Origin of the sequence: Archangium sp. (assembly GCF_036388035.1) — a bacterium.
Taxonomy (GTDB): domain Bacteria; phylum Myxococcota; class Myxococcia; order Myxococcales; family Myxococcaceae; genus Archangium.
In genome coordinates this window covers 1-22,099 of sequence record NZ_DASVSO010000943.1, presented here as the reverse complement: position 1 = coordinate 22,099, position 22,099 = coordinate 1, and the positions used below count along the sequence as shown (strand labels likewise).

The window sequence follows — 22,099 nt, the reverse complement described above, 5'->3', positions numbered from 1 at the left end:
CCGGTGGGAGGGCCGGTCCGCCGGCTCTGGAAGCACCGCCAGGGACGAGTGGGGGAGGCTCGGTTTGAACGTGAATCGATGGATGCGGTGGTCGCTGGGAGTGGGGGGACTCCTCGCGGGCATGGTGGCCCTGGCCCTGGTGCTCGGGCTGCCCTCGCCGCGCGGCGAGGCCCGGACCGGAGCGCTGTGGCTCGCCGGCTCGCCCACGCGCCGCATCGAGGCCCGGGTGAGCTACGCGGCGGCGGACGGCTACCGGCCCTACGAGACGCTCCGCTCCGAGCGCCCGGCCCCGCCGCCCCCCGCGCCCCTCCAGGAGCTGGCGCGACTCGAGGAGGCCGGGGACGCGCATGGCATCGCCGCGGCGTACCTCCTGCGCGGCGCCTCGGAGCGGGCGGCGGCGTGGCTGGAGCGGGCCGGCGCCTCTCCGGACGTCGACAGCGACCGGGCCGTGCTCGCCCTGGGCCGGGGCCAGCCCACCGAGGCCCTCGCCCTGCTGGAGCGCGTGCTGCGCCAGCACCCGCGCCATGCACGGGCCCTGTGGAACCGCGCGCTGGTGATGCGGGCGTTGGATCTCCCGGCCCTGGAGGCGGAGTCCTTCGAGGCCGTGGCCGCGCTCGGCGAGCCGGGCTGGGCGGATGAGGCCCGTGCCCGCGCACAGGCCCTGCGCACGCAGCTCCGCACCGCCCAGGAGCGCTGGCAGCGGCTGCGGGACGAGTGCGACCCCTTCGTGGTGGGAACCGGCTCGCTGCCGCTGGAGTACGTGCGCCAGTGGCCAGGGTTTCTCCGGTTGTGCCTCTACGACGCCATCCGCGCGGCGCCGACGGCCGAGCGGCTCGAGGCGCTGTGGCCCATGGCGGAGACGCTCGACACGCACTTCGGCGGCACGGGGATGCGCGATGCCCTGCGGTGGGCCGAGGCCCGCGACTTCCGCCAGCGCGCCCCCCTGGCGGCGCTGTACGTCCACGTCTTCCGCAAGCAACCCATTCCGGGCGGGCTGCCCGCGTACCTCGCGCGGCTGCGGCGCGCGGGCGAGCAGGACATCCTCATGGGCACGCTGGTGCTCACCCGGGCCGTCCTCGAGAACCTGGAGGAATACCGCGAGCTCGTCGCGCGCACGAAGGACCCCTGGTTCCTCCTGCTCGAGGACGACGAGCGCGCCCGGAGCGCCATCGACAAGGGCGCGCTGCAGGAGGCGGAGCGAGTCCTCCTCGCGGCGCTGGAGCGGTGCGCGGCACAGCCGATGTACTACCGGTGCGCCCTGCTGGAGAAGCAGCTCGCCCACCTGTACCGGGAGATGCACCGGCCCGCGGAGGGCTTCCACCATGCCCTGGAGGCACGCCGCCAGCTCCAGGCGGAGAACGCCGCGGGGCCCGAGCCCTGGTTCCTCCTGGAGCTGGGCCAGCTCGCCCGGTTCCGCGACCAGCCATCCCTGGCGCGGGCGTATCTCAATGAGGCGCTCGCGCGCGTGCCCGAGGACTGCCAGGTCCAGCAGTTCGTCCATGCGAACAACGCGGCCATCTTCCACGGGGAGCTGGCGTTCTCCGAGGCCCGCCGGGAGCTGGACCTGGTGCGCAAGTGCCCAGGCCTCCTGGCGTCCGTGGGCATCCAGGTACTCGCCGACCTCGCCCGCCAGCGTCCCGCGCCCGGTGACGCCGCATGGCTCGCCGAGACCATGGAGGCCCTGCGCCGCCCGGGCGCCATGGAGCCCGGAGCGCTCCTGGTCGTCTCGCAACATGAAGCGCGCTTCACCCTGGAGAGGGACCGCGCCGCGGGCGAGGCCCTGCTGCGGCGGGTCATCTCCGAGGCGGCCCGGCTGCCGAAGTGGAACGCGGACGCGCGCAAGGCAAAGGCCTACGCCTACACCGCGCTGCTGCTCGCGGCGGGCCGCGCGGGCGAGCACGAGGCGGCGCTGGCGCTGTTCGGAGAGGAATTGGGCGGAGCACTGCCCTCGCGGTGCGTGCTCGGCGTCACGGTGGATGACGAGCGCACCCTGGTGCTCGCCCGGGGGCCGGAGGGAGGGCTGCTGGGGCGCTACGACGCGAGCCGGACGAGCCCGCTCGGCCGCGAGGCCCAGGGGCTGGTGCCCGAGGACGTCGTCGCGGCGCTCCGGGGGTGCGAGCGCGTGGCGGTGGTGGCCCGCCCGCCGCTTCATGGCCGCGCGGGGCTGCTGCCGCCGGACGTCGCCTGGAGCTTCTTCACGCCGAAGCCCGAGCGGAGCCGCGCGCCCGCGCTCCCCACGCGCCACCTCGTCATCGCCGACGTGCAGGCGCCGCCCCAGTTCCAGCTCCCACAGCTCGGGACGTGGGGGAAGGCGCCCGCGGGGAGCCTCCTGCTGTCCGGCGCCCAGGCCACGCCGGGCCGGGTGCTGGAGGAGATGGCGCGGGCGACGGAGATCGAGGCCCACGTGCACGGCGTCATCAACCTGGCCGTGTCGGACGCCTCGTTCCTGGTGCTCTCGCCGGAGCCGGGGGGCCGCTACGCGCTGACGGCGAACGAGGTCGGCGAGCGGCGCCTGGAGGGAGCCCCGCTGGTCATCCTCGCGGCCTGCCGCGCGGCCCACACCGCGCCCACGCTCCACGAGCCCTTCAGCCTGCCCGGGGCCTTCATCCAGGCGGGAGCCCGCACGGTGCTGGCGGCCACCGTGGACATCCCCGACACGGAGGCCGGTGCCTTCTTCGACGCCGTCCGCGAGCGCATCCGCTCCGGGCAGCCCGCCGCCAACGCCCTGCGCGACGTCCGGGTGCGGTGGCTGCAAGACAATCCCTCGAGCTGGGTGCGCTCGGTGCTCGTCTTCGACTGAGCGCGCCGTGGCTCTCTCGTCGCTGTCCCTCGCAGTCCTGCAATGGAAGGAATCACGATGTCGAGGAACCTGATGTGGTGCGTGCTGGTGGCGTGCGTGACGGCCGCGTGCGTGGTGACCCGTGGCGGCGGGACGCCTGGGACGGGCGGGACGCCCGGAACGGAACCGGGCACGTGCACGGGAACGCAGACGTGCGCGACGCGCCCGGCGCCTCCACCGCCCCCCCTGCCCACCGCGACGCTCATGTCCACCCTGGAGCGGATACCGACGGAGGGCGTCACCCACCTCATCGTCGCCTACTGTCCGCAGACCCTGCACGTCGAGGCCCTCGGCGTCGATGTCCGCGCCAACACCCTGCCCTTCCGCATCAAGGCGACCCGAGAGCAGGTCCAGCGGTTCTTCGACGCGGCGTATCGGAGCGGTCTGCCCATGGCCGTCTACACGCGGACGATGCAGCTGGAGAACCCCATGCTCCCCGGGGTGAGCTCCCCGAGCATGAAGGGGACGGGGACGGCGACGGCCAGCCTTCTGCCGGACGGTGGCACCGAGGAGGGGGAGCCCCAAACGACCCCGTGTGAAATCTGCCCCGGCGGACAGACGGGCGGAGGGACGGGCCTGGGCGGTACGAATGGAGGAGTGGACCCGGGTTGGCTCATCCGGGTCTTCCCGGACGTCGCCATCCGCACGGCGAAGGCCATGGAAGCCGCCCTGAAGACCCGCGACGTCGAGTTCAACGAGATGGCGCCGGCCGTGAAATAGGCTGAACGTCGACCTCGGATGAACCGGGCCCCGGGTGAGGTACTCGCCCGGGGCCCGGCTGTTGCTACGGGTAGCGCCGCCGGTACTCCCCGCGCAGCCGCTCCAGGTAGCCCGCGGCCTCCGGGGAACCCTCCTCGGGCGCCCAGGGGGCGAAGGCCTTGTCGTTGCTCGGCGCGTACGGCCCGTTCTTCACCTCGAAGAGGACCGTGTCCGGCGCGAGGGCGACGAGCCCGTGGAAGATGCCCGGGGCGAGGTCCACCCCGAAGTGCTCGCCGCCCGCCTCCAGCCAGAGACAGTCGCGCACGCGGCCTTCCTCTTCGAAGGTGAAGAAGGCGAGCGCGCCCCGGAGCACCACCCAGGCCTCCGACTTGGGCGGCTCCAGGTGCCGGTGCGGCCGCACGTAGCTGCCCGGCTGGATGACGTTGAGCATCCGGTGCAGCGGGTCGGCCTCGCTCTTGTGGAAGGGCAGGATGATGCGCTGGCGGGGGCTCGACCGGGAGGCCTCGGTGACGCGCTCGACGAGCGGACGCGAGAGGACGACGAGGTCACCCTCGGGAGCAACCAGGGCACGCGGGAAAGGAGGGCTCATGGCCCTCCAGCGGAGCACAGGACGGCGGGGAGGTCACGGGTGCAGCGGGGCCGCACCCGACGGACCCACCTCCTGGAGCTGGCGGCGCAGGGCCGCCTGGACGCGCCGCTCGTAGCCGAGCATCTCGTGCTCGTGGGCGTAGTGGATGGCCTCGAGGAACTCCTCGCGGGCCTCCTGCTCCCGCCCCGCCCGCCGCAGCAGCTCGCCACGGATGCGGTGCAACTCGGGAAGGGAGTGGTACTCCTCCGTCTTCGCCGGCCACGTCAGCGCCTCTTCCACCACGCCGAGCCCCTCCTGCACCTGTCCCAGCCGCAGGTGGATGTCGGCCAGCATGGACAGATGGAAGGGCTTGCCCGCGGTGCTGCCGGTGCGCTGCTCCCACTGCTCCAGCACCTTGCGCATCAGCACCAGCCCCTCCTGCGGGCGCCCCAGCTCGGCCACGGCCCAGGCCCGCGTGATGGAGGGCCAGACAATCCACAGCAGGAAGCGGTGCTCGGTGGCGAGCGGGATGCACTGCTCGGTCAGCCCCAGCGTCGTCCGCGCGTCCCGGCGCAGCTGGCTGCCGATGGCACAGTATGTCAGCGCGAAGCACGTCGTGAACGGGTGGCCGATGCGGCCGGCCAGCTCCAGCGCCTCGCGGGTGAAGCGCTCGGCGCGCTCCTCCTGCCCGGCCACCGAGAGGATCGCCGACCCGTGGGCCAACAGGGCCACCCGCGGGTTGACCCACTGCCGCAGGGAGATGCGCCGGTGCTGCTCCAGGTCCCAGTCCGAGCACGCCAGCCCCAGCTCGAGGTGCCGCAGGGCGGTGCTCATCCGCCCCCAGGCGAAGTAGTCCGCGGCCATCATCCGGTGCCCCACCGCGAGCAGCTCCCGGTTGTGCTGGCTCTGGCCGAGGTCCACCAGCAGCTCGGCGACCTCCTGCGCGTCCCGCAGCTTCCCGCGGGCGAAGTAGTAGGCGAAGGTGCCCCAGTAGCTCAGCTCCAGCCGGGGCAGCTCCTCGCCCACCTCGCGGAAGAGCAGCTGCACCCGGGAGAACGTGCGCTCCACGTCGGGCGAGCCGAAGCCCTGCACATGCATGAGCGGCACGCCCAGGGCGATGAGCAGCTGCAGCTCGTCCTTGGTGAGCGTCGAGGCTTCCGGGAGGGTGCGCAGCAGCTTCAGCGCCTGGTTGAGGTGGCTCACGGCCTCTTCGTTGGCCGAGCGCAGCCCCGCGAGCATGCCGGCCTGCTTCCAATAGTGGATGGCCTGCTTCACGTCCCCGGCCTCCGTATGGTGGTGGGCCAACAGCTCGGGCCGCATCGCCGCCACGTCGGGGAAGTGCTCCATCAGGGCCTGGGCGATCCGCCGGTGGTTCTGCCGCCGCGTGCTGCGGGGCAGCGACTGGTAGGCGGCCTCCTGGATGAGGGCGTGGCGGAACTGGTAGCAGCGCTCGGCCCCATCCTCCTGGACCTGCAGCAACCCCGCCGCCGCCAGCCCCGTCACATCCCGGCGCAGCGCGGCGTCGCCGAGCCGGGTGAGAATGGAGAGCAGCGCATGGGAGAAGCTGCGCCCCACCACCGCGCACAGCTGCGCGAGCTGCTTCTGCCGACGCGGCAGCGAGTCCAGCCGGGCCAGCAGCAGCTCCTGCAGGGTGACGGGGATGGACGCCGCGGCCCCGCCCTCCAGCAGCACGCGCGTCATCTCCTCCACGAAGAGGGGGATGCCATCCGTCCGTGCCACGAGCTGCCGCACCGCGTCCTCCGGCAGCTCCTGGCCCCGCGTCATCTCCTTCACCAGCCGCTCGGTGCAGGCCGCCGGCAGGCGCTCCAGCGCGAGGGCATGGAAGCCGGGGCGCTGCGTCCAGGGCGGGCGGAACTCGGGACGGGCGCTCAACACGAGGAGGATGCGCGAGTGCTCCACGCGCGCGAGCAGGAAGCTCAACAGCTCCAGCGTGGAGGGGTCCGCCCAGTGCAGGTCCTCCATCACCAGCAGCATGGGGCGCTCTCCGGCCGAGTGCGTCAGCAGGGTGGCCAGCCCCCCCAGCGTCTCCTCCTTCTGCCGCTGGGCGGAGAGCCGCAGGTGCGGGGAGTCCGGGGGCACCGGCAGCGACACCAGGGAGGCCAGCAGCCGCACCTGCACCGGCGTCAGGCCCCGCTTGTCGAGCTGCTCCTCCAACGCGCCCACGTTCTCCTCGGGCGAGCGCTCCGCGCTCACCCACAGCCGCCGCAGCACCTCGATGACGGGGTGCAGGGCGCTGGCGCTGAACTGGCTCCAGCACTGCATGGTCAGGTGCAGGGGCTGCTGCGACAGCACGCGCTCGCGCAGCTCCTGGATGAGCCGGGACTTGCCGATGCCGGCCTCGCCCTGGAGGAGCACGAAGCCCCCATGCCCCTCGCGGGCCGCGCGCCAGTGGCCGAGCAGCGCCTCCACCTCGGGCTCACGGCCCACCAGCGTGCTGAGCGCCTCGCCCTGGGTGAGGGCCCAGTCGATGCGGGACAGCGGCTCACGCGAGCGCAGCACGCGGAACACCTCCACGGTGCGCCGCCCCTCCTCGAAGCCGCGCGCCCCCAGGGGCTCGGTGTCGAAGTTGCGCTGCACCAGGTGGTGCGTGTTGGGGCCGATCAGCACCTCGTCCGGCCCGGCCTGCCGCGCCAGCCAGGTGGCGATGCGTGGGGCCTCGCCCTGGATGGTGGTGGTGCGCCCCCGCAGCTCCGGGAGGATGTCGTCCAGCACCACCATGTCCGTGAAGAGGCCCACCCGCACCGTCAGCGTCGGGTGGACACCCGGCGGCATCCGCTCCTGGAGGGCCGCGTGGATGGCCTTGGACAGGTCCAGGCCCGAGCGCACCGCGCAGTCGGCGTCCCCCTCCTTCGCCACCGGGTAGCCGAAGCACGCCAGCCCCTCGTCCCCCATGCACATGGCGATGAAGCCCCCATGCTTCTGGATGACCTCCGACAGGGCACGGTGGAAGGCCGCCTCCAGCTCGCTGAAGTCCTCCGGATCCACCTCCTCCGCCAGGGCGTTGAGCCCCGCCAGCCGGCAGGACAGCAGCGTCACCTGCCGGCGCTGGGGCGACACCGAGCGCGGGGCCTCGCGACCGGGCCGCAGGTGCTCCTCCAGCTCGCGCAGCTCCTCGCGCAGCTCCGCGGCCGACAGCAGGCGCTTGTCGGGGTCCTTCGCCAGCAGCACGGCCAGCAGCGACTCCAGCTCCCAGGGAATCTCCGGGTGGCGCTCGCGCGGCGAGGGCATGGGCGCTGGCGACAGCACCCGCTCGCGCAGCTCGTCCACCAGGGCGCCCGGGAAGGGCAGCTCCCCGGTGAGCAGCTCATACAGCATGATGCCCGCGGCCCAGAGGTCCGTGCGCTCGTCCACCTTTCCCCCGCGCCACTGCTCCGGGGCCATGTAGGGCGGCGTGCCGGCGGTGGGCAGGTGCGGCACGGCCGCGCCGTCCTCGGGAGACAACCACGCCAGCCCGAAGTCGAGCAGCTTCACCGTGCCCTGCTTGCCGATGAAGACGTTGCTGGGCTTGAGGTCACGGTGGACGATGTGGTGCTCGTGCGCGTGCGCCAGTCCTCCGGCCACCCCGCGCATGATCTCCAGCGAGTGCCGCAGCCCGAGCGTCTTCTCCCGCCGCACCACGTCCGCGAGCGACTCCCCCTCCAGGCACTCCATGACGAGCACGGGGACGGAGGGCTCGCCCGGCCCCCCGCTCCACTCGGACACGTCGAAGATGCGGACGATGTGCTCGTGGTCGAGCTGGGCAATGGCCCGGGCCTCCCGCAGCCCCATGCCGGCGAGCTCCTCGCGCGGGAAGAGGAACTTGAGGGCCACCACCCGCTGCAGCTCGTCGTCGTGGGCGCGGAACACCTGGCCCATGGCGCCCTCGCCGAGGGACTTGATGATCTTGAACCGGCGGCCGTCCGAGCCCCCGAGCCTCTCCCCGGGGAGCAGGCGGCGGAACGGCAGACGGGTATTGGATCGGGCGACTTCCACCAGGAAGGAGTCCCCGAAGTCGGACTCCGCGAGGTCGAGCCTGTCCCCGAGCTCCTCCTCGTCGAACTTCGCCTCGTCCTCTTCCTGATGGGGGTCCTCCGGCCCCTGGCCGTCATGATCGCCGGTGCGTCCCATGGCGCTTCTCCCAGTCCCCGGAGGCGGGCCCACGACGGGCAACCCACCACTCCCCTAGGGGAAAGCTAGGAGTCACGACGAGGGCTAGCAACGAGACCTCCCGCAAGGGAGGGGTTCCCGTCTTATTTCGCATGCGACTCCGGGGAGGGGCGACCCACGGGCCTGGACCCTCCCGCGTGCACCGACAAGGCGAGCGGGCCCCCCTCCTGAAGGTGTGGCGATCCGCCGCAACCAACACCACATCTCCTACATCACACCAGTGAGTTGTGGACTCCACCGGTTCGAGGGGGGCGGGAAGTCAGAGCTCTCTCCTGGAGAAGCCCTTCCCGGTCCTCGCTCTTTCCTTCATGACAACCCCCCAGGTGAGGCCCCTATGAGCACCATTCTTCTTGTTGATGATGAACCCGAGCTTCTCGACCTCTACGCGGAAGTTCTCGAGCTGATGGACCATCGCGTGCTGCGTGCACATGATGGGCGCGAGGCGTTGGAGATCGCCCACGAGCGGCGGCCGGACCTCGTGGTGACGGACTGGCAGATGCCGCGGATGAGCGGCTTCGAGCTGTGTCAGCGGCTGGTGCAGGACGAAGCGCTGCGCGACGTCCCCATCATCATGCACAGCTCCTCCTCCGACCCGCATGCCCCGGGCGTCCGGGCCTTTCTGTCGAAGTGCTCGGAGCTGCACGAGTTTGAAGAGGTCGTCCATCGGACGCTCGTCGACTCCGGGGCAGTCCCCCAGGGGCCGCCCGACAGGAGCGACTACCTGCGGGAGCTCTCGCGCGCGTCGAGGGAGACCGCCTGGGAGCAGGAGCACGCGTGCGGCATGCTGCACTGAAGCCACGACACACTGCATGGTAAGCGGGCCGGGAGACGAGCTGTTTCCCGGCCCGAGTTCTTTTCGCCTTCTGGGTCTCTCCATCACAGCAGGAGGCCCTGATGGCACGCATTTTCGATGGAGTTGACCAGGAGTTCCAGTCCCTCATCGGCACACACGAGCCGCTGTTGCATGGACTCGCGCGCAAGCTCTGCCGTAACGGGAGCGCGGACCCCGAGGACCTCGTGCAGGACACCCTGGAGCGCGCGCTGGTGCATTTCGAGCAGTTGCGCGACTGGAGCGACGGCACCCGCCGCGCGTGGTTGTGCACCACGCTCCAGCGGCGCTTCCTCGACCAGTTCCGCCGCCAGCGCACCGAGAGCCATGAGCGTCCCCACCTCGAGTGGATGCGCGCCCCCGTCCTCGTGCGCGAGCCGCGCGCGTGGCGCCCCTGGGAGCGCGTCTCCGAGGAGGAGCTGCGGCGCGCCATCACCCGACTGCGGCCCCCGCTGCGCACCGCCTTCGAGCTGCACACCGCGGGGCTGCGCTACAAGGCCATCGCCGAGCGACTCGGCACCACTCCGGGCACCGTGGGCTTCTGGCTGCACCAGGCCCGGCGCGAGCTGAAGGCCCAGCTGCGGCCCCTCGCCGTCACGGGCGAGGAGGAGCTCGCGGCGTGAGCGACAATCCCAGACATGAAAAATGAAGCCCGCACAAGAAGTCAATCGCGGTGCGTCATGACAACGGCAGTCCCTGACAATGAATGACACATGGAAAGACAAACACCCATGAACTCCCAGACGCGTCACATCCTCCAGGTCCCCCCCTCCGTGAACCCCCCCCCCCGCCCCGTCGAGGTCGCGCCGCGCCGCAACCGGCTCGTGGCCGTGGTGGCCCCGCTCGCGAGGAACGTCCTGTCCACCGAGCACGTCCCCGAGACGACTCCCGGCCGGATGCAGCTGCGCGGAGTGACGGGCATCCTCTTCATCGTCTTCGGGTTGATGAAGGCCTTCGACACCACGATGCCCATCCTCGTGGGAGCGCCGGGCCTGCACGTGAACACGGGAGCGGAGGGCTTCGCCCAGCTGCTCGCGGGCCTCGGGGTGCCCTTCCCGCTCTTCAACGCCTGGTTCGTCATCGCGGTGGAGGTGTTCTGCGGGCTGGGTCTCATCCTCGGGGGCTGGCTGCCGGCGACGAAGCTCATCACGCGCCTGAGCGCGCTGCCGCTGGCCATCGACATGCTGGTGGCCCTTTCCGTGGGCCTCCGCCAGGTGCAGGGCAACCCGGTGGTGCTCGACGGGCTCCCCGTGATGAACCAGTTCTGGAGGCTGCCGCTGGAGATCGGCCTGCTGCTGGGAATGGCGTACCTGCTCTGGAAGCCCGCGGTGGCCCCGAAGGCCCCGCCGCGCCCCGTGCTGGTGCGCGAGTCCGAGGACGTCCTCTAGACAGGAGCCCCAAGGCGCCCGGTGCCCTGGTCTCACGAAAGGTGAGCCTCCAGGGGACCGGGCGCCTTCGTCTTTGTTGATAAGTCGCCTGGCGCTCCCCGAGGGCTGCGCGTTACGGGTCGTTGATGTACAAACTGGGATGACACCGTGCACGTGAGTCCCTCGACCCCCCTTGGACCCCTGTTCGGCTGCCTCCAATGCGCCGGCCAGCGCATGGAGGCGAGCTACAGCCCCAGCCTCGTCCTCCTCTCCATCCTCCTCGCCGTGGTGGCCTCCTATACGGCGCTCGACCTGGCCGGCCGGGTGGCGGGGACGTCCGGCATCACACGGCGGGTGCTGCTGGGCAGCGGCGCCGTGATGATGGGGGTGGGCATCTGGGCCATGCACTTCGTGGGAATGCTGGCCTTCAACATGCCGGGGGAGGTCAGCTACGGCCGGGGGCTCACCGCGCTCTCCATGGGCGCGGGCATCGTCGGGGCCTGGGCGGCCCTCTTCGTCGTCAGCCGCAGCCTCGTCACGCCCGAGCGCCTGCTCGCCGGTGGCCTCTTCATGGGGCTGGCCATCAACCTCATGCACTACGTGGGCATGGAGGCCATGCGCATGGAGGCCACGGTGCGCTACGACCCGTGGCTGTTCGTGCTCTCGGTGCTCATCGCCCTGGCGGCCTCGGTGGCCGCGCTGGGGTTGGCGTTCCGGCTCCAGGGGGATCCGCGCGCCTGGTCCTGGGCGAAGCTGGGCAGTGCCCTGCTCATGGGCCTGGCCATCTCCGGAATGCACTACACGGGGATGGCGGCGGCCCGCTTCACTCCCGCCCAGGTGCCCCCCGAGTACATCGCCTCCGGCATGCGGCTCGATGCCCTGGGGGCCACCGCCATCGGCGCGGCCGTGCTGGTCGGACTGGGGCTCACCCTGCTCGGCTCGCTGGTGGACCTCGAGCAGCGGCGCGCCCAGTCCACCCTGACGCTGCTCGCGGACGCCAGTGCCCTGCTGGGGCGCAGCCTGGACATCCCCACCATCGCGGTGACGCTGGCGGAGCTGGTGGCCCCGTCGGTGGCGGACGGGTGTGTGGTGGACCTGAGCACCGAGGACGGCACCGCCCTGCGCCGCGTGGCCATCTGCTACCCGGAGCACCGGGAGCAGGAAGCGCGCTACCGGGGCGTCCTCTACCCGCGAGAGATGGGCTCGGGGTCCCTCGCGCAGCAGGCGGTGCGCACCGGGCAGCCCGTGCTGCTCTCCCACGTGTCACGCGGCGAGTTGGAGGGGCTGGCCCAGGCGCCCGAGGCCCTCACCCTGCCGCGGGACGCCCACGCGCGCGCGGTGCTCCTCGTGCCACTGGTGCACCGCGAGCGGGTGCTGGGGGTCCTCACCGTCTTCTCCCGCGAGCGCCCCCTGGGGTTTACCGAGCGCGCCCTGGTGCAGGAGCTGGGGCGGCGCGCGGGCAGCGCGGTGGAGAACGCCCGCCTCTTCCACGAGGCGCAGGAGGCCATCCGCGTGCGCGACGAGTTCCTCTCCATCGCCTCGCACGAGCTGAAGACGCCCCTGACGCCGCTGCAGCTCCACCTGCACCGGTTGCAGCGCACGGTGGCCAGCGCGGGCGGGGAGACCGTGCCCACCGAGCAGGTGGCGCGGGTGGTGGACGTGGCGCAACGCCAGACACGGCGGCTGGCGCGGCTGGTGAATGAGCTGCTGGACATCTCGCGCATCCGCCTGGGTCGGCTGGAGCTGCACCGCGAGCAGATGAACCTGGGTGAGGTGGTGCGCGAGGTGGTGGCGCGGCTCGCGGATGAGCCGACCTGGCTCGCGGGCCAGCACACGCTGCACGTGGAGGGAGCGGTGACGGGGTGGTGGGATCCGTCCCGGCTGGAGCAGGTGGTGGGCAACCTGCTGTCCAACGCGGTCCGCTACGGGCAGGGCAAGCCGGTGGACGTGACGGTGCGCGAGCGCGAGGGAGCGGCCTGGCTGGTGGTGAGGGACCGGGGCATCGGCATCGCGCCCGAGGCCCTCCAGCGCATCTTCGAGCGCTTCGAGCGCGCGGCCTCCCGCAACTATGGGGGGCTGGGGCTGGGCCTCTACATCACCCGGCAGATCGTCGAGGCCCACGGCGGCACCATCTCCGTGGAGAGCGAGCTGGGCGTGGGCTCCACCTTCACGGTGAAGCTGCCCCTGCACCCCATGCACTGAGCCCCGGCGTCAGGCCGGGGTGAAGCGCAGCGGCAGCTTGACGGGCCCGCGCACCGTCAGCGCGTGGCCCCACTCCACGCCCTCCGTCAGCCGGGTGAAGTCCTCCACCCGCGTGAAGAGCGCCTCCAGGCCCAGCCTCGCCTCCAGCCTCGCCAGCGCCGCGCCCAGGCAGAAGTGGATGCCGTGCCCGAAGGGCAGGTTCCCGTGCTTCTCCCGCTCCAGGGAGAACCGGTCCGCCTCGGAAAACTGCCTCGGGTCCCTCCCCGCCGAGGCCAGCAGCACGAACAGCATCGCGTCCTTGGGCACCTTCACCCCGGACAGCTCCACCTCCTCCGTCGTCCTGCGCATGACGCCGTGCACCGGCGGCTCGTAGCGCAGCACCTCCTCGAGCAGCCTCGGCACCAGCCCCAGGTCCGCCCTCACCCGCGCCAGCACCTCCGGGTGCCGGGAGAGCGTCAGCAGCGTGTTGGACAAGAGGTGCACCGTCGTCTCCAGCCCCGCCACCAGCAGCAGCGCGCCGAAGCCCAGCAGCTCCCGGTCCGTCAGCACCCGCCCGTCCACCTCCGCGCGCACCAGCTCGCCCATGATGTCGTCGCGGGGCGTGCGCCGCCGGTCCTCGATGACCTCGCGCAGGTAGCGCGTCAGGTCGTCGAAGCTCCTCTGGACGCGGACGATGCGCTCGGGCGAGTGGCCCCCCGCGTTGATGCTCAGCAGGTCATCCGCCCACTCCTTGAAGCGCGAGTGCAGCGCGGGGTCCATCCCCAGCAGCTCGCCAATCACCGACGCGGGCAGCGGCAGGGCGAAGTCGGCGATGAACTCCACCTCCCGCTGGCGCGCCACCTTGTCCGCCAGTGTCTCGGCCAGCTCGCGGATGCGCGGCTGCAGCCGGGTGAGCGCCGGGCCCCCGAAGGCGCGGTTGACGAGGTTGCGCATGGCCGTGTGCTCCGGCGGATCCTGCGTGATCAGCATCTGGCCGAGCTCGTTGTTCTTCAGCCACGGCGGCAGCACCCGCTCCCGGTTGGACGAGGAGAAGCGCCGCGGATCCTTCAACACCGTGAGCGCATCCTCGTACCGGGTGACGGCCCACAGCCCCAGCGGGTCCACCTGGCACACCGGCGCGTGCTCGCGCAGCTCGGCGTAGAAGGGGTACGGGTTGGAGCGGACCTCCGGGGTCATCAGGTTGAGGCGCGGAGACATGGGGACTCCTCGTCGAGCTGAAGAGAGACAGCGGGAAAACGGTAGCGGTCGCCTGGCAGCCCCTGCGGAGCACCGCCGCCACCTTTTTAGGCGCTGTCGGCTTTCCGACGCGAGTCCCTCGATACCGACTCGGGGGCAGGTCATGGCATGGCAACGAACGTGCGATCTGTCCAACCTCGAAAATCCAGGAAGGAGCTACAGGCCCTCCTTCCCTCCCACCGAGCAGGGGGGCGAGGTGATCCAGCACCGACACGCGGCGTGCGTAGCTTCACCCCCGCACCACAAACGCAGCAAGGAGGGGCTCCATGCCTACACCGACTCTGACGACCAGCGCCTACGTGCTTCACAACCTCGGTCTCGCCGCGGGCTTCGGCGGTTCGCTCTTCGGGCGCGTCGCCCTCAATCCGTCGGCCAAGCTCATCAATGACAAGCAGGACCGGGCGAAGATCGTCAACGCGGCGTGGAACGGCTACAACATCATCAACGCCCTGGGCGTGGGTGCCACCGCCATCACCTGGTTCTTCGGTCGCTCGAAGATCAACGGGCGCAGCATCTCGCCGGTGGCGCACAAGCTCGTCATCGCCAAGGACTTCCTGATGGGCGCCACGCTCGTCAGCGGCCTCGTCAACCTCATCGGCGGAGGCTTCCTGGCCAAGCGCGCCCTGGGCGACGGCATCGCCATGGAGTCCGGCAGCAAGGCCGCGGACGACGCCCCGCAGGACGTGAAGAGCACCACCAAGCTCGTCAACTGGCTGGGCGTCTTCAACCTCGCCACCATGGCCGGCCTCATCGGTGTGTCCACGTGGCTGGACAACACCGCGATGACCAGCAGCAAGTGGAAGCTGATCGCCCGCGTCCTGCCGTAGTCACCCACACAGCACCTTCACGGCATCTCCACACGGCCTCCGCGCGCACTCCGCGAGCGGGGGCCGTGGTGTGTCCGGGCACCGCCCCCCGCCACCCGTCCCGCCGTCCAGGCCGCTCCCTCGCTCCCCCCTTCCCATTGGCCCGGGGGGTGCAAACCCTCTCGGGGAAACGGAGGGGGATGGATGCGCGGCAGGCGAGGGACGCAGCTTCTGGTGTGGGCCTGGACACTCCTCGTGATCGGCTGTGGTCCCGAGGCCCACGAGTGGGAAGGAAATTTCCCCGAGCCAGCACCAGATGCGCCCGCGATGAGCGCCCAGGAGGAGCCACTGCCCGGTGGGCTCGAGGTGGCCCCCATCCGCGTGGAGCCCCGGAGCGATCCCCGGCCGCTGCCGCTCATGTTCCAGCCGGGCTTCCACCAGGCGCTGCGCTGGTCCTACACCGCCAACAACGTGACGTTCCGCCTGCGCGTGCCGGTGGGCCGAGCGGGACAGCGGGTGCGGCTCGCCTTCCGCTCGGGAGACGGCAACCTCGTGCTGCGCAAGGCCACGGTGGCCCGGGCGGGGCCCAATGGCTCGCTGGCCTCCACGCCCGTGGCGGTGACGTTCTCCGGCGCGGCGGGCTTCTCCGTGGGCAAGCGGGTGCGCGTGGTGTCCGACCCCGTCTCCTTCCCCGTGGGCTTCCGCGACGAGCTGTTCGTGTCCTTCGAGGTGCAGGGCGCGCTGGCCATCAGCGCCATCATGGCCATGCCCGGCAGCTACACGCGCTCGGGTGCGTACGCGGGCGTCAAGGACATGGGCGGCACGCCGTGGGAGCGTGCGGTGGGCCTGTCCACCGTGGACGTCGAGGGCCCGCCCTCGCGCGCCTTCGTCGCCCTGGGGGACAGCATCACCGAGGGCTACATCAGCGACCACGACGACGTGCGCCGCGCCTGGCCCGCCCTCGCCGAGGCGCGGCTGGGCGTGCCCCTCGTCAACGCGGGCGTCTCCGGCCAGGGCTTCTATGACGGGCTGATGAACCTGGACGCGGAGGTGCTCTCGCTCCAGGGCGTCACCGACTGCATCGTGCTGCTGGGCACCAACGACTTGAGCTCGCTGCCGACGAGCGGGCTGCAGGCACGGATGAACACGCTCATCTCGCGGCTCAGGCCCTTCTGCCGCCCGTGGGTGGGCACGCTGCTGCCCAAGGAGAAGTCCAACCACGGCAACTACGAGGTGGTGAAGGCCCAGCGGCTGGAGATGAACGCGTGGATCCGCGCCACCTTCCCGGACGTCATCGACTTCGAGGCGGTGACGCGCCAGCCGGGCAACGTGCACCTCTTCCTCGACGGGCTGGAGGTGGACGGCATCCACCCGAGTGCCGAGGGCCAGCGCGTCATGGCCACCGAGGTGGTGCGCGTGCTGCGCGAGAAGGGCGTGCAACCCCAGGCGGGCGTGCAGCCGCCAGTGGGGGAACAGCATTGAGAGGCTGTTGACTTTCGGCGGTGGCCTTCGCGCGTTGACCGTCTTCCAGCGCGCATGCTGGAGTCACGCCATGAGAACGGGCCCGGCAGGGGCAGCGCAAGTGGCCCCTCAGATATGCGCACCCCGCGGGAACCGGTGAAGGCATGTCCGAGAAGGATGATTGGCAGCCCTTGCGTGATCTCGCACGGCGCGTCCTGGACAACAACGAGCCACTGGTGCTGACCGAGGACGTGTGTGACCTTCTCCGCCGAACCGGTGGCCAGGTCGCGCTCGGCGCGGAAGAGGTGGAGCAGGCTCTGAGTGAGGTACCGCGTGCCACCGGGCTGCTGCGGGAGATCGATCGCCGCATCAGCGAAGGCACCCTACGGCTCACTCCCGCCCTCTTGAGGATGTACCGCCTCCGTGACGCGGGCGACCTCGAAGGCGCGTGCAGGCAGATGGAGGAAGTGCTCGCCGTGGAGGTCGTTCCCCTCTACCGGGATATCGCCTCCGGCGAGCTGGAGAAGTTGAAGGAGCTGAAGCGATGAAGTGGCGGCTCGCCCTGGGAGTGGGCGCCGCGCTTCTCCTCCTGCTGCCACTGACCATGCTCTTGAGCCGCCCGCTGCGTCCTGCCCCTTCGACAGGCCGGCACGTCCTCCCGATGCTCGATGCCGCGGAGCGCAGGGGCCTGGAGACCTATACCCGCCCCTGCAAGCACAGCTCCGATTGCGAGCCTCCCTTGCGGTGTGTGCGGAATCCCCAGGCCTTCATCTCCACCTGCTCCGACAGCGAGTGCTTGTCGGATTCACACTGCGGAGACCGGCGTGTCTGCCGCGACGTGGACCTGGCCGATGATGGCTCCCTGGTGAGGGTCTGTGTCCTCCAAGGCACGCGCGTGGAAGGCGAGCGGTGCGACAAGTTCCCCACTCGAGTTGCCGAGGCCTGCGGACCTGGGTTGCTCTGCGGAGGCCGGGAGGGCTGGTGCGGCCGTCCCTGCCAGAAGAACGTGGCGAAGGACTGTCAGGAGGGCTTTTTCTGCGCCGACGTCGTGCCCCAACCACTCTGCCTGCCCTCGTGCGAGGCCCGGGGCTGCCCCGCTGGCCAGCATTGCATCCGCTTCAAGGAAGGTGCCTCCGCCTGCGTGGAGGTGTACGGCAAGAACTGCCAGAGCGCCCCCTGCCCGGAAAACGAGGTGTGCAAGGTGCGCGATGCCTTCACGGCCCCCGGCAAGGCCTGGATGGAATGCGTGCGGGAGTGCGTCATGGGAGGCCCCGCGACCTGTCCCGAGGGCAGCCGATGTTTCGTGGCGGGCTACTGCCTGCCCCCTCCGTGCGATCCCAGCGACCCCAACGCATGTGCCGCGGGCTTCCGCTGCGAGCAGAAACACCCGGCCATCCCCGGGCAGTGCCAGCCGGAGTGGGCGCCCGCGCCCTGAAGCGGGAGCGGAACGTGTCGCCGAAAAACCCGCGGGCCGTTATCTCCCTCCCGCGCCGGACACCCGGCGAGGGACGATGACGAACACCTGGTATGACGCGGTGGTGGTGGGCTCGGGCTTTGGAGGACTGGCCGCGGCGCTCGAGCTCACCCGGCGGGGCGCCCGCGTGGCGCTCTGCGAGACCCTCAACTACCCGGGAGGCTGCGCGAGCACCTTCCGCCGGCACGGCTATTCCTTCGAGGCCGGCGCCACCCTCTTCTCCGGGCTCGACTCGGAGCAGCTCTTCGGCCGCTGGGTGCGCGAGTACGGGCTCGACGTGACGGTGGACTGGTTGGACCCGCTGGTGGAGCTGCGCACCCCGGGCATGCACCTGGGCGTGTACCGCGACCGCGAGCGTCTCCACGAGCAACTCCGTGCCTTCCCCGGCGCCCCGGCCGACGCCCTGCGCGACTTCTTCCGGCTGCAGCACCAGGTGGCCCAGGCGCTGTGGCCCCTCTTCGATGACCCCACGCTGCTGCCGCCGCTCGACGTGCGCGCGCTGCTGCGGCACGCCTCACGCGCCCTGAGTTACACGCCCCTGCTGCGGTGGATGGGACGGCCGCTCGGCGCCGTGCTGGAGCGCTTCGGACTGCTGCGCTTCACCCCCCTGCGCACGTACCTGGACGCGCTCTGTCAGATTACCGTCCAGTGCGGCGCCACCGAGGCCGAGGCTCCCTTCGCGATGGCGGCCATGGACTACTACTGGCGCGGCACCGGGCACGTGCGCGGCGGCATCGGCCGGCTGGCGAGCGCGCTCGCGGGGGCCGTGGCCTCGGGCGGAGGCGAGGTGCTGTTCGCCAACCGGGTGAAGTCGCTCGAGCGCGTGCCGGGAGGCTGGCGGGTGTCGGCACGCCGGGGCGAGCTGTTCGCGCGCCACGTGGTGGCCAACGTGCTGCCCCAGGGACTGGCGCGGATGCTGGAGCTTCCGCCCGAGCGCCAGCCCGCGTCCCTGCGGGAGCTGGCCGGACGTGTGGGAGAAGGTTGGGGCGCGGTGATGCTGTACCTCGTGGTGCGAGCGCCCGCGGGGGCCTCATCGAGCGCCCACCACCTGGAGCTGGTGCTGGACGAGCAGGCGCCCTTCATCGAGGGCAACCACCTCTTCGCCTCGTTCAGCGGCGAGGCGGACACGGGCCGAGCGCCCCCGGGCCACCGCACGCTCACCGTCTCCACCCACGTGGCGCTGCGAACGCTGGCGGGGAAGAACGAGGCGGAGCGGGCCCGCCACATCGCCACCATCCAGGAGCGGATGCGGCTGGGGCTCGCGCGACTGGCGCCCGAGTGGTTGGAGAACGTGCACCACGAGCTGACGGCGTCCCCGCGCACCTTCGAGCGCTTCACCGGGCGCGAGGCGGGAGCGGTGGGCGGAGTGCCCCGCCGGGCCGGGCTGCACCACTACCGCACGCTGGGCCCGCGCGAGGTCATGCAGGGGCTGTGGCTGGTGGGCGACTCGGTGTTCCCCGGGCAGAGCACGCTGGCCACGGCGCTCGGCGGCGTGCGCACCGCCGCGTGCATCGCGAGGGGGTGACTCAGTCACCCTCGAAGCGGACCCCCGCCGCCTTCGCCTCGGCCACGAGCTTGTCCACCTTCGCGAGATAGGCCTCCATGTCCGCCTTCCGCTCCAGGCCGCCGGAGGACATGTAGCGCACGGTGCCGAAGATCTCCCGCTCGCCCCAGGGTCGGTCGTGCAGGCCGAAGAGCCAGCCGATGTTCGCGTACGAGTTCGCGTCGCGCCCATCCAGGAAGTACGTGTTGTTGAGCGCCAGCGTCGTGCGGTGCGCGTGCTCGGGGGTGCTGCTCCACTCCAATATCTTCTTCCCCCAGTACATGCGCATGGCGTTGTGCATGTAGCCCGTGTAGCGCATCTCGCGCATGGCGGCGTTCCAGTACGGGTCGTGCGTGCGCGCCCGCTCGAGCTGCTCCTTCGTGTACTGGTGGTGCCGCTCGTCGCTCCGGTGCTTGTCCAGCGTCTTGCGCGCCCACTCGGGCACGCACTCGAAGGTGTCGTAGTGCGGCGAGTACTCGGCGAAGTTCTGCGCCAGCTCGCGCCGGACGATGAGCTCCTCGAGGAAGCTCTCGCGCTGGGGGTCCGCCGCCTTGGCCTCGCGCGCGACGAGCGCCACCTCCACCGGGCTCACCTGCCCGAAATGGAGGTACTTGCTCATGTGCGAGACGTGCGTCGTCTCCGGGTGAGGCCGGCTCTCCTGGTACTCGGGGAGGTGCTCGGTGACGAACTTGCGCAGCAGGCGCTTCGCCTCGCTCGTGCCGCCCCGAAAGCGGTGGCTCACCGGAGGCACCGAGCGGTCCAGCTCCAGCTTCGCCAGCACCGCGTCGAGGTTCTCCAGGTCGAGCCCCTTCACGCCGAGCCCCCGCGAGTCCGTCTTCAGCGGCGTGGGCGCGAGCGCCACGAGGTACGCGCTCCAGAGGCGGTGGATTTTGGGGCGGAGGGTGCGCGCGGCGAACTCGGCCTTGCCCGAGGCGGCGGCCACGGGCACCACCACATCGCCCTCGACTTGAATCACCGGGCAGGAGGCCTTGTCGGCCACTGTCCTTCGCCACTGCTTCTGGTGCCGCAGGTAGCCCCGGTCACACACCACGAGGGCCGCGTGCCGCGCGAGCTTCAAGGCCACCGCGTCCGGGCTCCCCCGCTGGACGACGAGGGGAATCCCCCGCCGAGCCAGGGCCCGTTGCGTGTCCTGGAGCCCCTCCAGCAGGAAGCGGTAGTGGCGGACGTTGGCCTCGGGGTAGCCGTCCATCAGCCCGAAGCCCACGAGCAGCGGCAGCTTCGCCTCGTTGGCTCGCTGGATGGCGTACTCCAGCGCGGGGTTGAAGTCGGCGCGCTGGCTCTGCTGCATCCAATAGAGGATGTACTCGCCGCCGCGAGACTCATGGGTGTTGAGCCGCTGGAGGCGGCCCTCCTCGATGGTCCTGCTCTTCATCGCGCCCCTTGTGCAGTGTCCATGGCAGTGTCGGAATGACCCCTGCCCGCCATGAGCAGCCTCCTCGCCTTTCCTCTTCTACACGGAGGGGGTCGCTCTTGAAGGGGGCATTGCCTATGGCCCGTCCTCGGTCTCAGGCGGCGGAAGCGGGGGCGCGGGAACGAGGAACCACTTGTCCGAGCGCTGACGCGACACCAGGTGTGGGAGGCCCGCCACTTCCACCGTGGCGCCGTAAGGCGGGTCTTGCTGCGCATGCAACCACTCCATGGCCTCGGCCATGCTGGAGAAGGACTGCTCGGCGCGTGTCGCCAGCTCCGCGTCCGCATTGAAATCCCGAAGGTAGTCTCGAAAGTCGTCCAGCCTCCCCGTCCTGCGAATGAAGTGGAGCGCCTTGGCTGCTGACTCGATGGCCGCGATCTGCTCAGGCGTACGCGCATCCTCATGCGCCAGCCCTTCGAGTTCCTCGAGCACCCTTTCCAGATTGAACTCCTTGGGGGCCACTGACTCATCCCTGCTCATGCATCCTCAAGTGAAGACGAGTGGGGCCAGGACCAGGAGTCCCGCCCCCGCTGAGACGACGACGAAAGCGACACCCGCCACGACAATGACGGCTCCCACGAGAACTTCCTTCCGGTGCTCCTTCAACCAGCCAATGGCTTCATTCGTTTCCAAAAACTCCACTGGATGCTGACCGGTTGCCTTCAAACACTCCATGTATTCCTCATGGCATGTTTCGCGACAATACGTGGAGTGACTGGGCTGCTTGTATTCGTAAGGATAGGGCGGCTTACGCTTCTTGCAGTTGCGATAGCACTCATGGTGCTCTTGATTGCAGTCCCGCTGGCGCCGTGAGGCGAGGACAATACGCGAGTCGAGCTCGCCTTGGCTCCCTTCCAGCTCGGCAGGCATCCGCCAGTCGGACCCGTCATTCGGAATCCAGGTATGCGTGACATGTCCGTCCTGGGTGTCCTGAATGACCAGGAAGTGATTCGTGAACTCTTGGAGCGACTCCGCCTGGGTCGAACGCGTCCCCGCCTCTGAAGCGGCGCACCCCATGAAGCAAAGCCCTACCCACAGCACGCAGACCCTCAGCGGGGCCTTCCCAGGCTCGACGACCTTCAGGCCTACTTCCCGGAGTTCCAAGCCTGCACCTCGCCGCCCGACAGTCTGGTGCGGGCTCTTCCATCCATACCATGGAAGGGACCGGAATCACGAGTTGGTTCCGGGCAAGGCGTCAGAGCAAATGAGAGCACGGTGCGCCGCCGAATCGCTCCACTCGGCGTGAAGTTCCAGGAGCAGTCCGCGTGACGCCAGGGGGAGTGCGCTGCCGAGGTGGGAGCCATCTGACGCAACCCTTGTCTGCTCAAGGGGTGGAGCGCCCGCCAATCACCGGAAAGCGCTCGTAGGCCCGCAGCAGCGCGTCCAGGTGGGCGGAATTGTCGAGATCAAGTGGTGCGTCCGTGAGCCCAACCACCCACCCGCCCGTCGCGGTAC

The 22,099-nt window shown here is 70.7% G+C and carries 18 protein-coding genes; 11 read left to right on the top strand and 7 right to left on the bottom strand.

Features of this window, described 5'->3' with window-relative positions; all coding sequences use genetic code 11:
• The first annotated feature begins 70 nt into the window (after positions 1–70).
• Together VF697_RS39235 and VF697_RS39230 are read left to right on the top strand one after the other, a co-directional pair.
• Complete coding sequence (locus tag VF697_RS39235; protein WP_331103267.1) at positions 71–2,800, top strand: CHAT domain-containing protein; 2,730 nt, start codon at positions 71–73, stop codon at positions 2,798–2,800.
• A gap of 57 nt (positions 2,801–2,857) precedes the next feature.
• Positions 2,858–3,559 carry a hypothetical protein gene (locus tag VF697_RS39230; protein WP_331103263.1) on the top strand — a complete coding sequence of 234 codons (702 nt, stop codon included), beginning with the start codon at positions 2,858–2,860 and terminating at the stop codon, positions 3,557–3,559.
• A gap of 64 nt (positions 3,560–3,623) precedes the next feature.
• Here the strand turns inward: VF697_RS39230 and VF697_RS39225 are convergent, their stop codons facing one another.
• Both VF697_RS39225 and VF697_RS39220 read right to left on the bottom strand, forming a co-directional pair.
• Entirely contained in the window at positions 3,624–4,148 is a 525-nt protein-coding gene (locus VF697_RS39225; protein WP_331103261.1) for a WbuC family cupin fold metalloprotein, read from the bottom strand.
• A gap of 33 nt (positions 4,149–4,181) precedes the next feature.
• The gene (locus VF697_RS39220) at positions 4,182–8,255 is read right to left on the bottom strand and encodes a protein kinase domain-containing protein (RefSeq protein WP_331103260.1); all 4,074 of its coding nucleotides are present in this window, start codon (positions 8,253–8,255) and stop codon (positions 4,182–4,184) included.
• Positions 8,256–8,628: 373 nt separating this feature from the next.
• Here VF697_RS39220 and VF697_RS39215 point away from each other — a divergent pair, with 373 nt between their 5' ends.
• The 4 genes from VF697_RS39215 to VF697_RS39200 all read left to right on the top strand — a co-directional run bounded on the left by VF697_RS39215 (position 8,629) and on the right by VF697_RS39200 (position 12,692).
• On the top strand, positions 8,629–9,087 hold the full coding sequence (locus VF697_RS39215; protein WP_331103259.1) for a response regulator: 459 nt from the start codon (positions 8,629–8,631) through the stop codon (positions 9,085–9,087).
• A 101-nt stretch (positions 9,088–9,188) separates the two neighbouring features.
• Positions 9,189–9,746, top strand: a complete 558-nt coding sequence (locus tag VF697_RS39210) for an RNA polymerase sigma factor (RefSeq protein ID WP_331103258.1) — start codon at positions 9,189–9,191, stop codon at positions 9,744–9,746.
• A 108-nt stretch (positions 9,747–9,854) separates the two neighbouring features.
• Complete coding sequence (locus VF697_RS39205; RefSeq protein WP_331103257.1) at positions 9,855–10,511, top strand: DoxX family protein; 657 nt, start codon at positions 9,855–9,857, stop codon at positions 10,509–10,511.
• A 153-nt stretch (positions 10,512–10,664) separates the two neighbouring features.
• A complete protein-coding gene (locus tag VF697_RS39200; RefSeq protein ID WP_331103256.1) occupies positions 10,665–12,692 on the top strand; it encodes an MHYT domain-containing protein in 2,028 nt (675 codons plus the stop codon).
• Positions 12,693–12,701: 9 nt separating this feature from the next.
• On the opposite strand, the gene VF697_RS39195 is transcribed toward VF697_RS39200, so the two are convergent.
• The gene (locus VF697_RS39195; RefSeq protein WP_331103254.1) at positions 12,702–13,889 is read right to left on the bottom strand and encodes a cytochrome P450; all 1,188 of its coding nucleotides are present in this window, start codon (positions 13,887–13,889) and stop codon (positions 12,702–12,704) included.
• 305 nt (positions 13,890–14,194) lie between these two features.
• On the opposite strand from VF697_RS39195, the gene VF697_RS39190 reads away from it, so the two are divergent.
• The 5 genes from VF697_RS39190 (at position 14,195) to VF697_RS39170 (ending at position 19,194) form a co-directional block, all read left to right on the top strand.
• Positions 14,195–14,755: a hypothetical protein gene (locus VF697_RS39190; RefSeq protein ID WP_331103252.1), complete on the top strand. Its 561-nt coding sequence runs from the start codon at positions 14,195–14,197 to the stop codon at positions 14,753–14,755.
• A gap of 183 nt (positions 14,756–14,938) precedes the next feature.
• Positions 14,939–16,216, top strand: a complete 1,278-nt coding sequence (locus VF697_RS39185; RefSeq protein WP_331103250.1) for an SGNH/GDSL hydrolase family protein — start codon at positions 14,939–14,941, stop codon at positions 16,214–16,216.
• 143 nt (positions 16,217–16,359) lie between these two features.
• Positions 16,360–16,743 (top strand): DUSAM domain-containing protein, encoded by a 384-nt coding sequence (locus tag VF697_RS39180; RefSeq protein ID WP_331103248.1) that lies wholly within the window; start codon positions 16,360–16,362, stop codon positions 16,741–16,743.
• Complete coding sequence (locus VF697_RS39175) at positions 16,740–17,630, top strand: hypothetical protein (protein WP_331103246.1); 891 nt, start codon at positions 16,740–16,742, stop codon at positions 17,628–17,630. The genes VF697_RS39180 and VF697_RS39175 overlap by 4 nt, the downstream gene beginning before the upstream one ends.
• 76 nt (positions 17,631–17,706) lie before the next feature.
• Positions 17,707–19,194: an NAD(P)/FAD-dependent oxidoreductase gene (locus VF697_RS39170; RefSeq protein WP_331103244.1), complete on the top strand. Its 1,488-nt coding sequence runs from the start codon at positions 17,707–17,709 to the stop codon at positions 19,192–19,194.
• 1 nt (position 19,195) lies between these two features.
• Here VF697_RS39170 and VF697_RS39165 read toward each other — a convergent pair whose 3' ends face one another.
• From VF697_RS39165 to VF697_RS39150, 4 genes are all read right to left on the bottom strand, one after another.
• Positions 19,196–20,605, bottom strand: coding sequence for a deoxyribodipyrimidine photo-lyase (locus VF697_RS39165; RefSeq protein ID WP_331103242.1), 1,410 nt, complete (start codon positions 20,603–20,605; stop codon positions 19,196–19,198).
• Between the two features lie 114 nt (positions 20,606–20,719).
• Complete coding sequence (locus VF697_RS39160; RefSeq protein WP_331103240.1) at positions 20,720–21,106, bottom strand: hypothetical protein; 387 nt, start codon at positions 21,104–21,106, stop codon at positions 20,720–20,722.
• A 24-nt stretch (positions 21,107–21,130) separates the two neighbouring features.
• On the bottom strand, positions 21,131–21,748 hold the full coding sequence (locus tag VF697_RS39155) for a hypothetical protein (protein WP_331103238.1): 618 nt from the start codon (positions 21,746–21,748) through the stop codon (positions 21,131–21,133).
• A gap of 220 nt (positions 21,749–21,968) precedes the next feature.
• Positions 21,969–22,099 (bottom strand): DUF5953 family protein (locus VF697_RS39150; protein ID WP_331103265.1); only part of this gene is annotated, 131 nt, incomplete at its 5' end.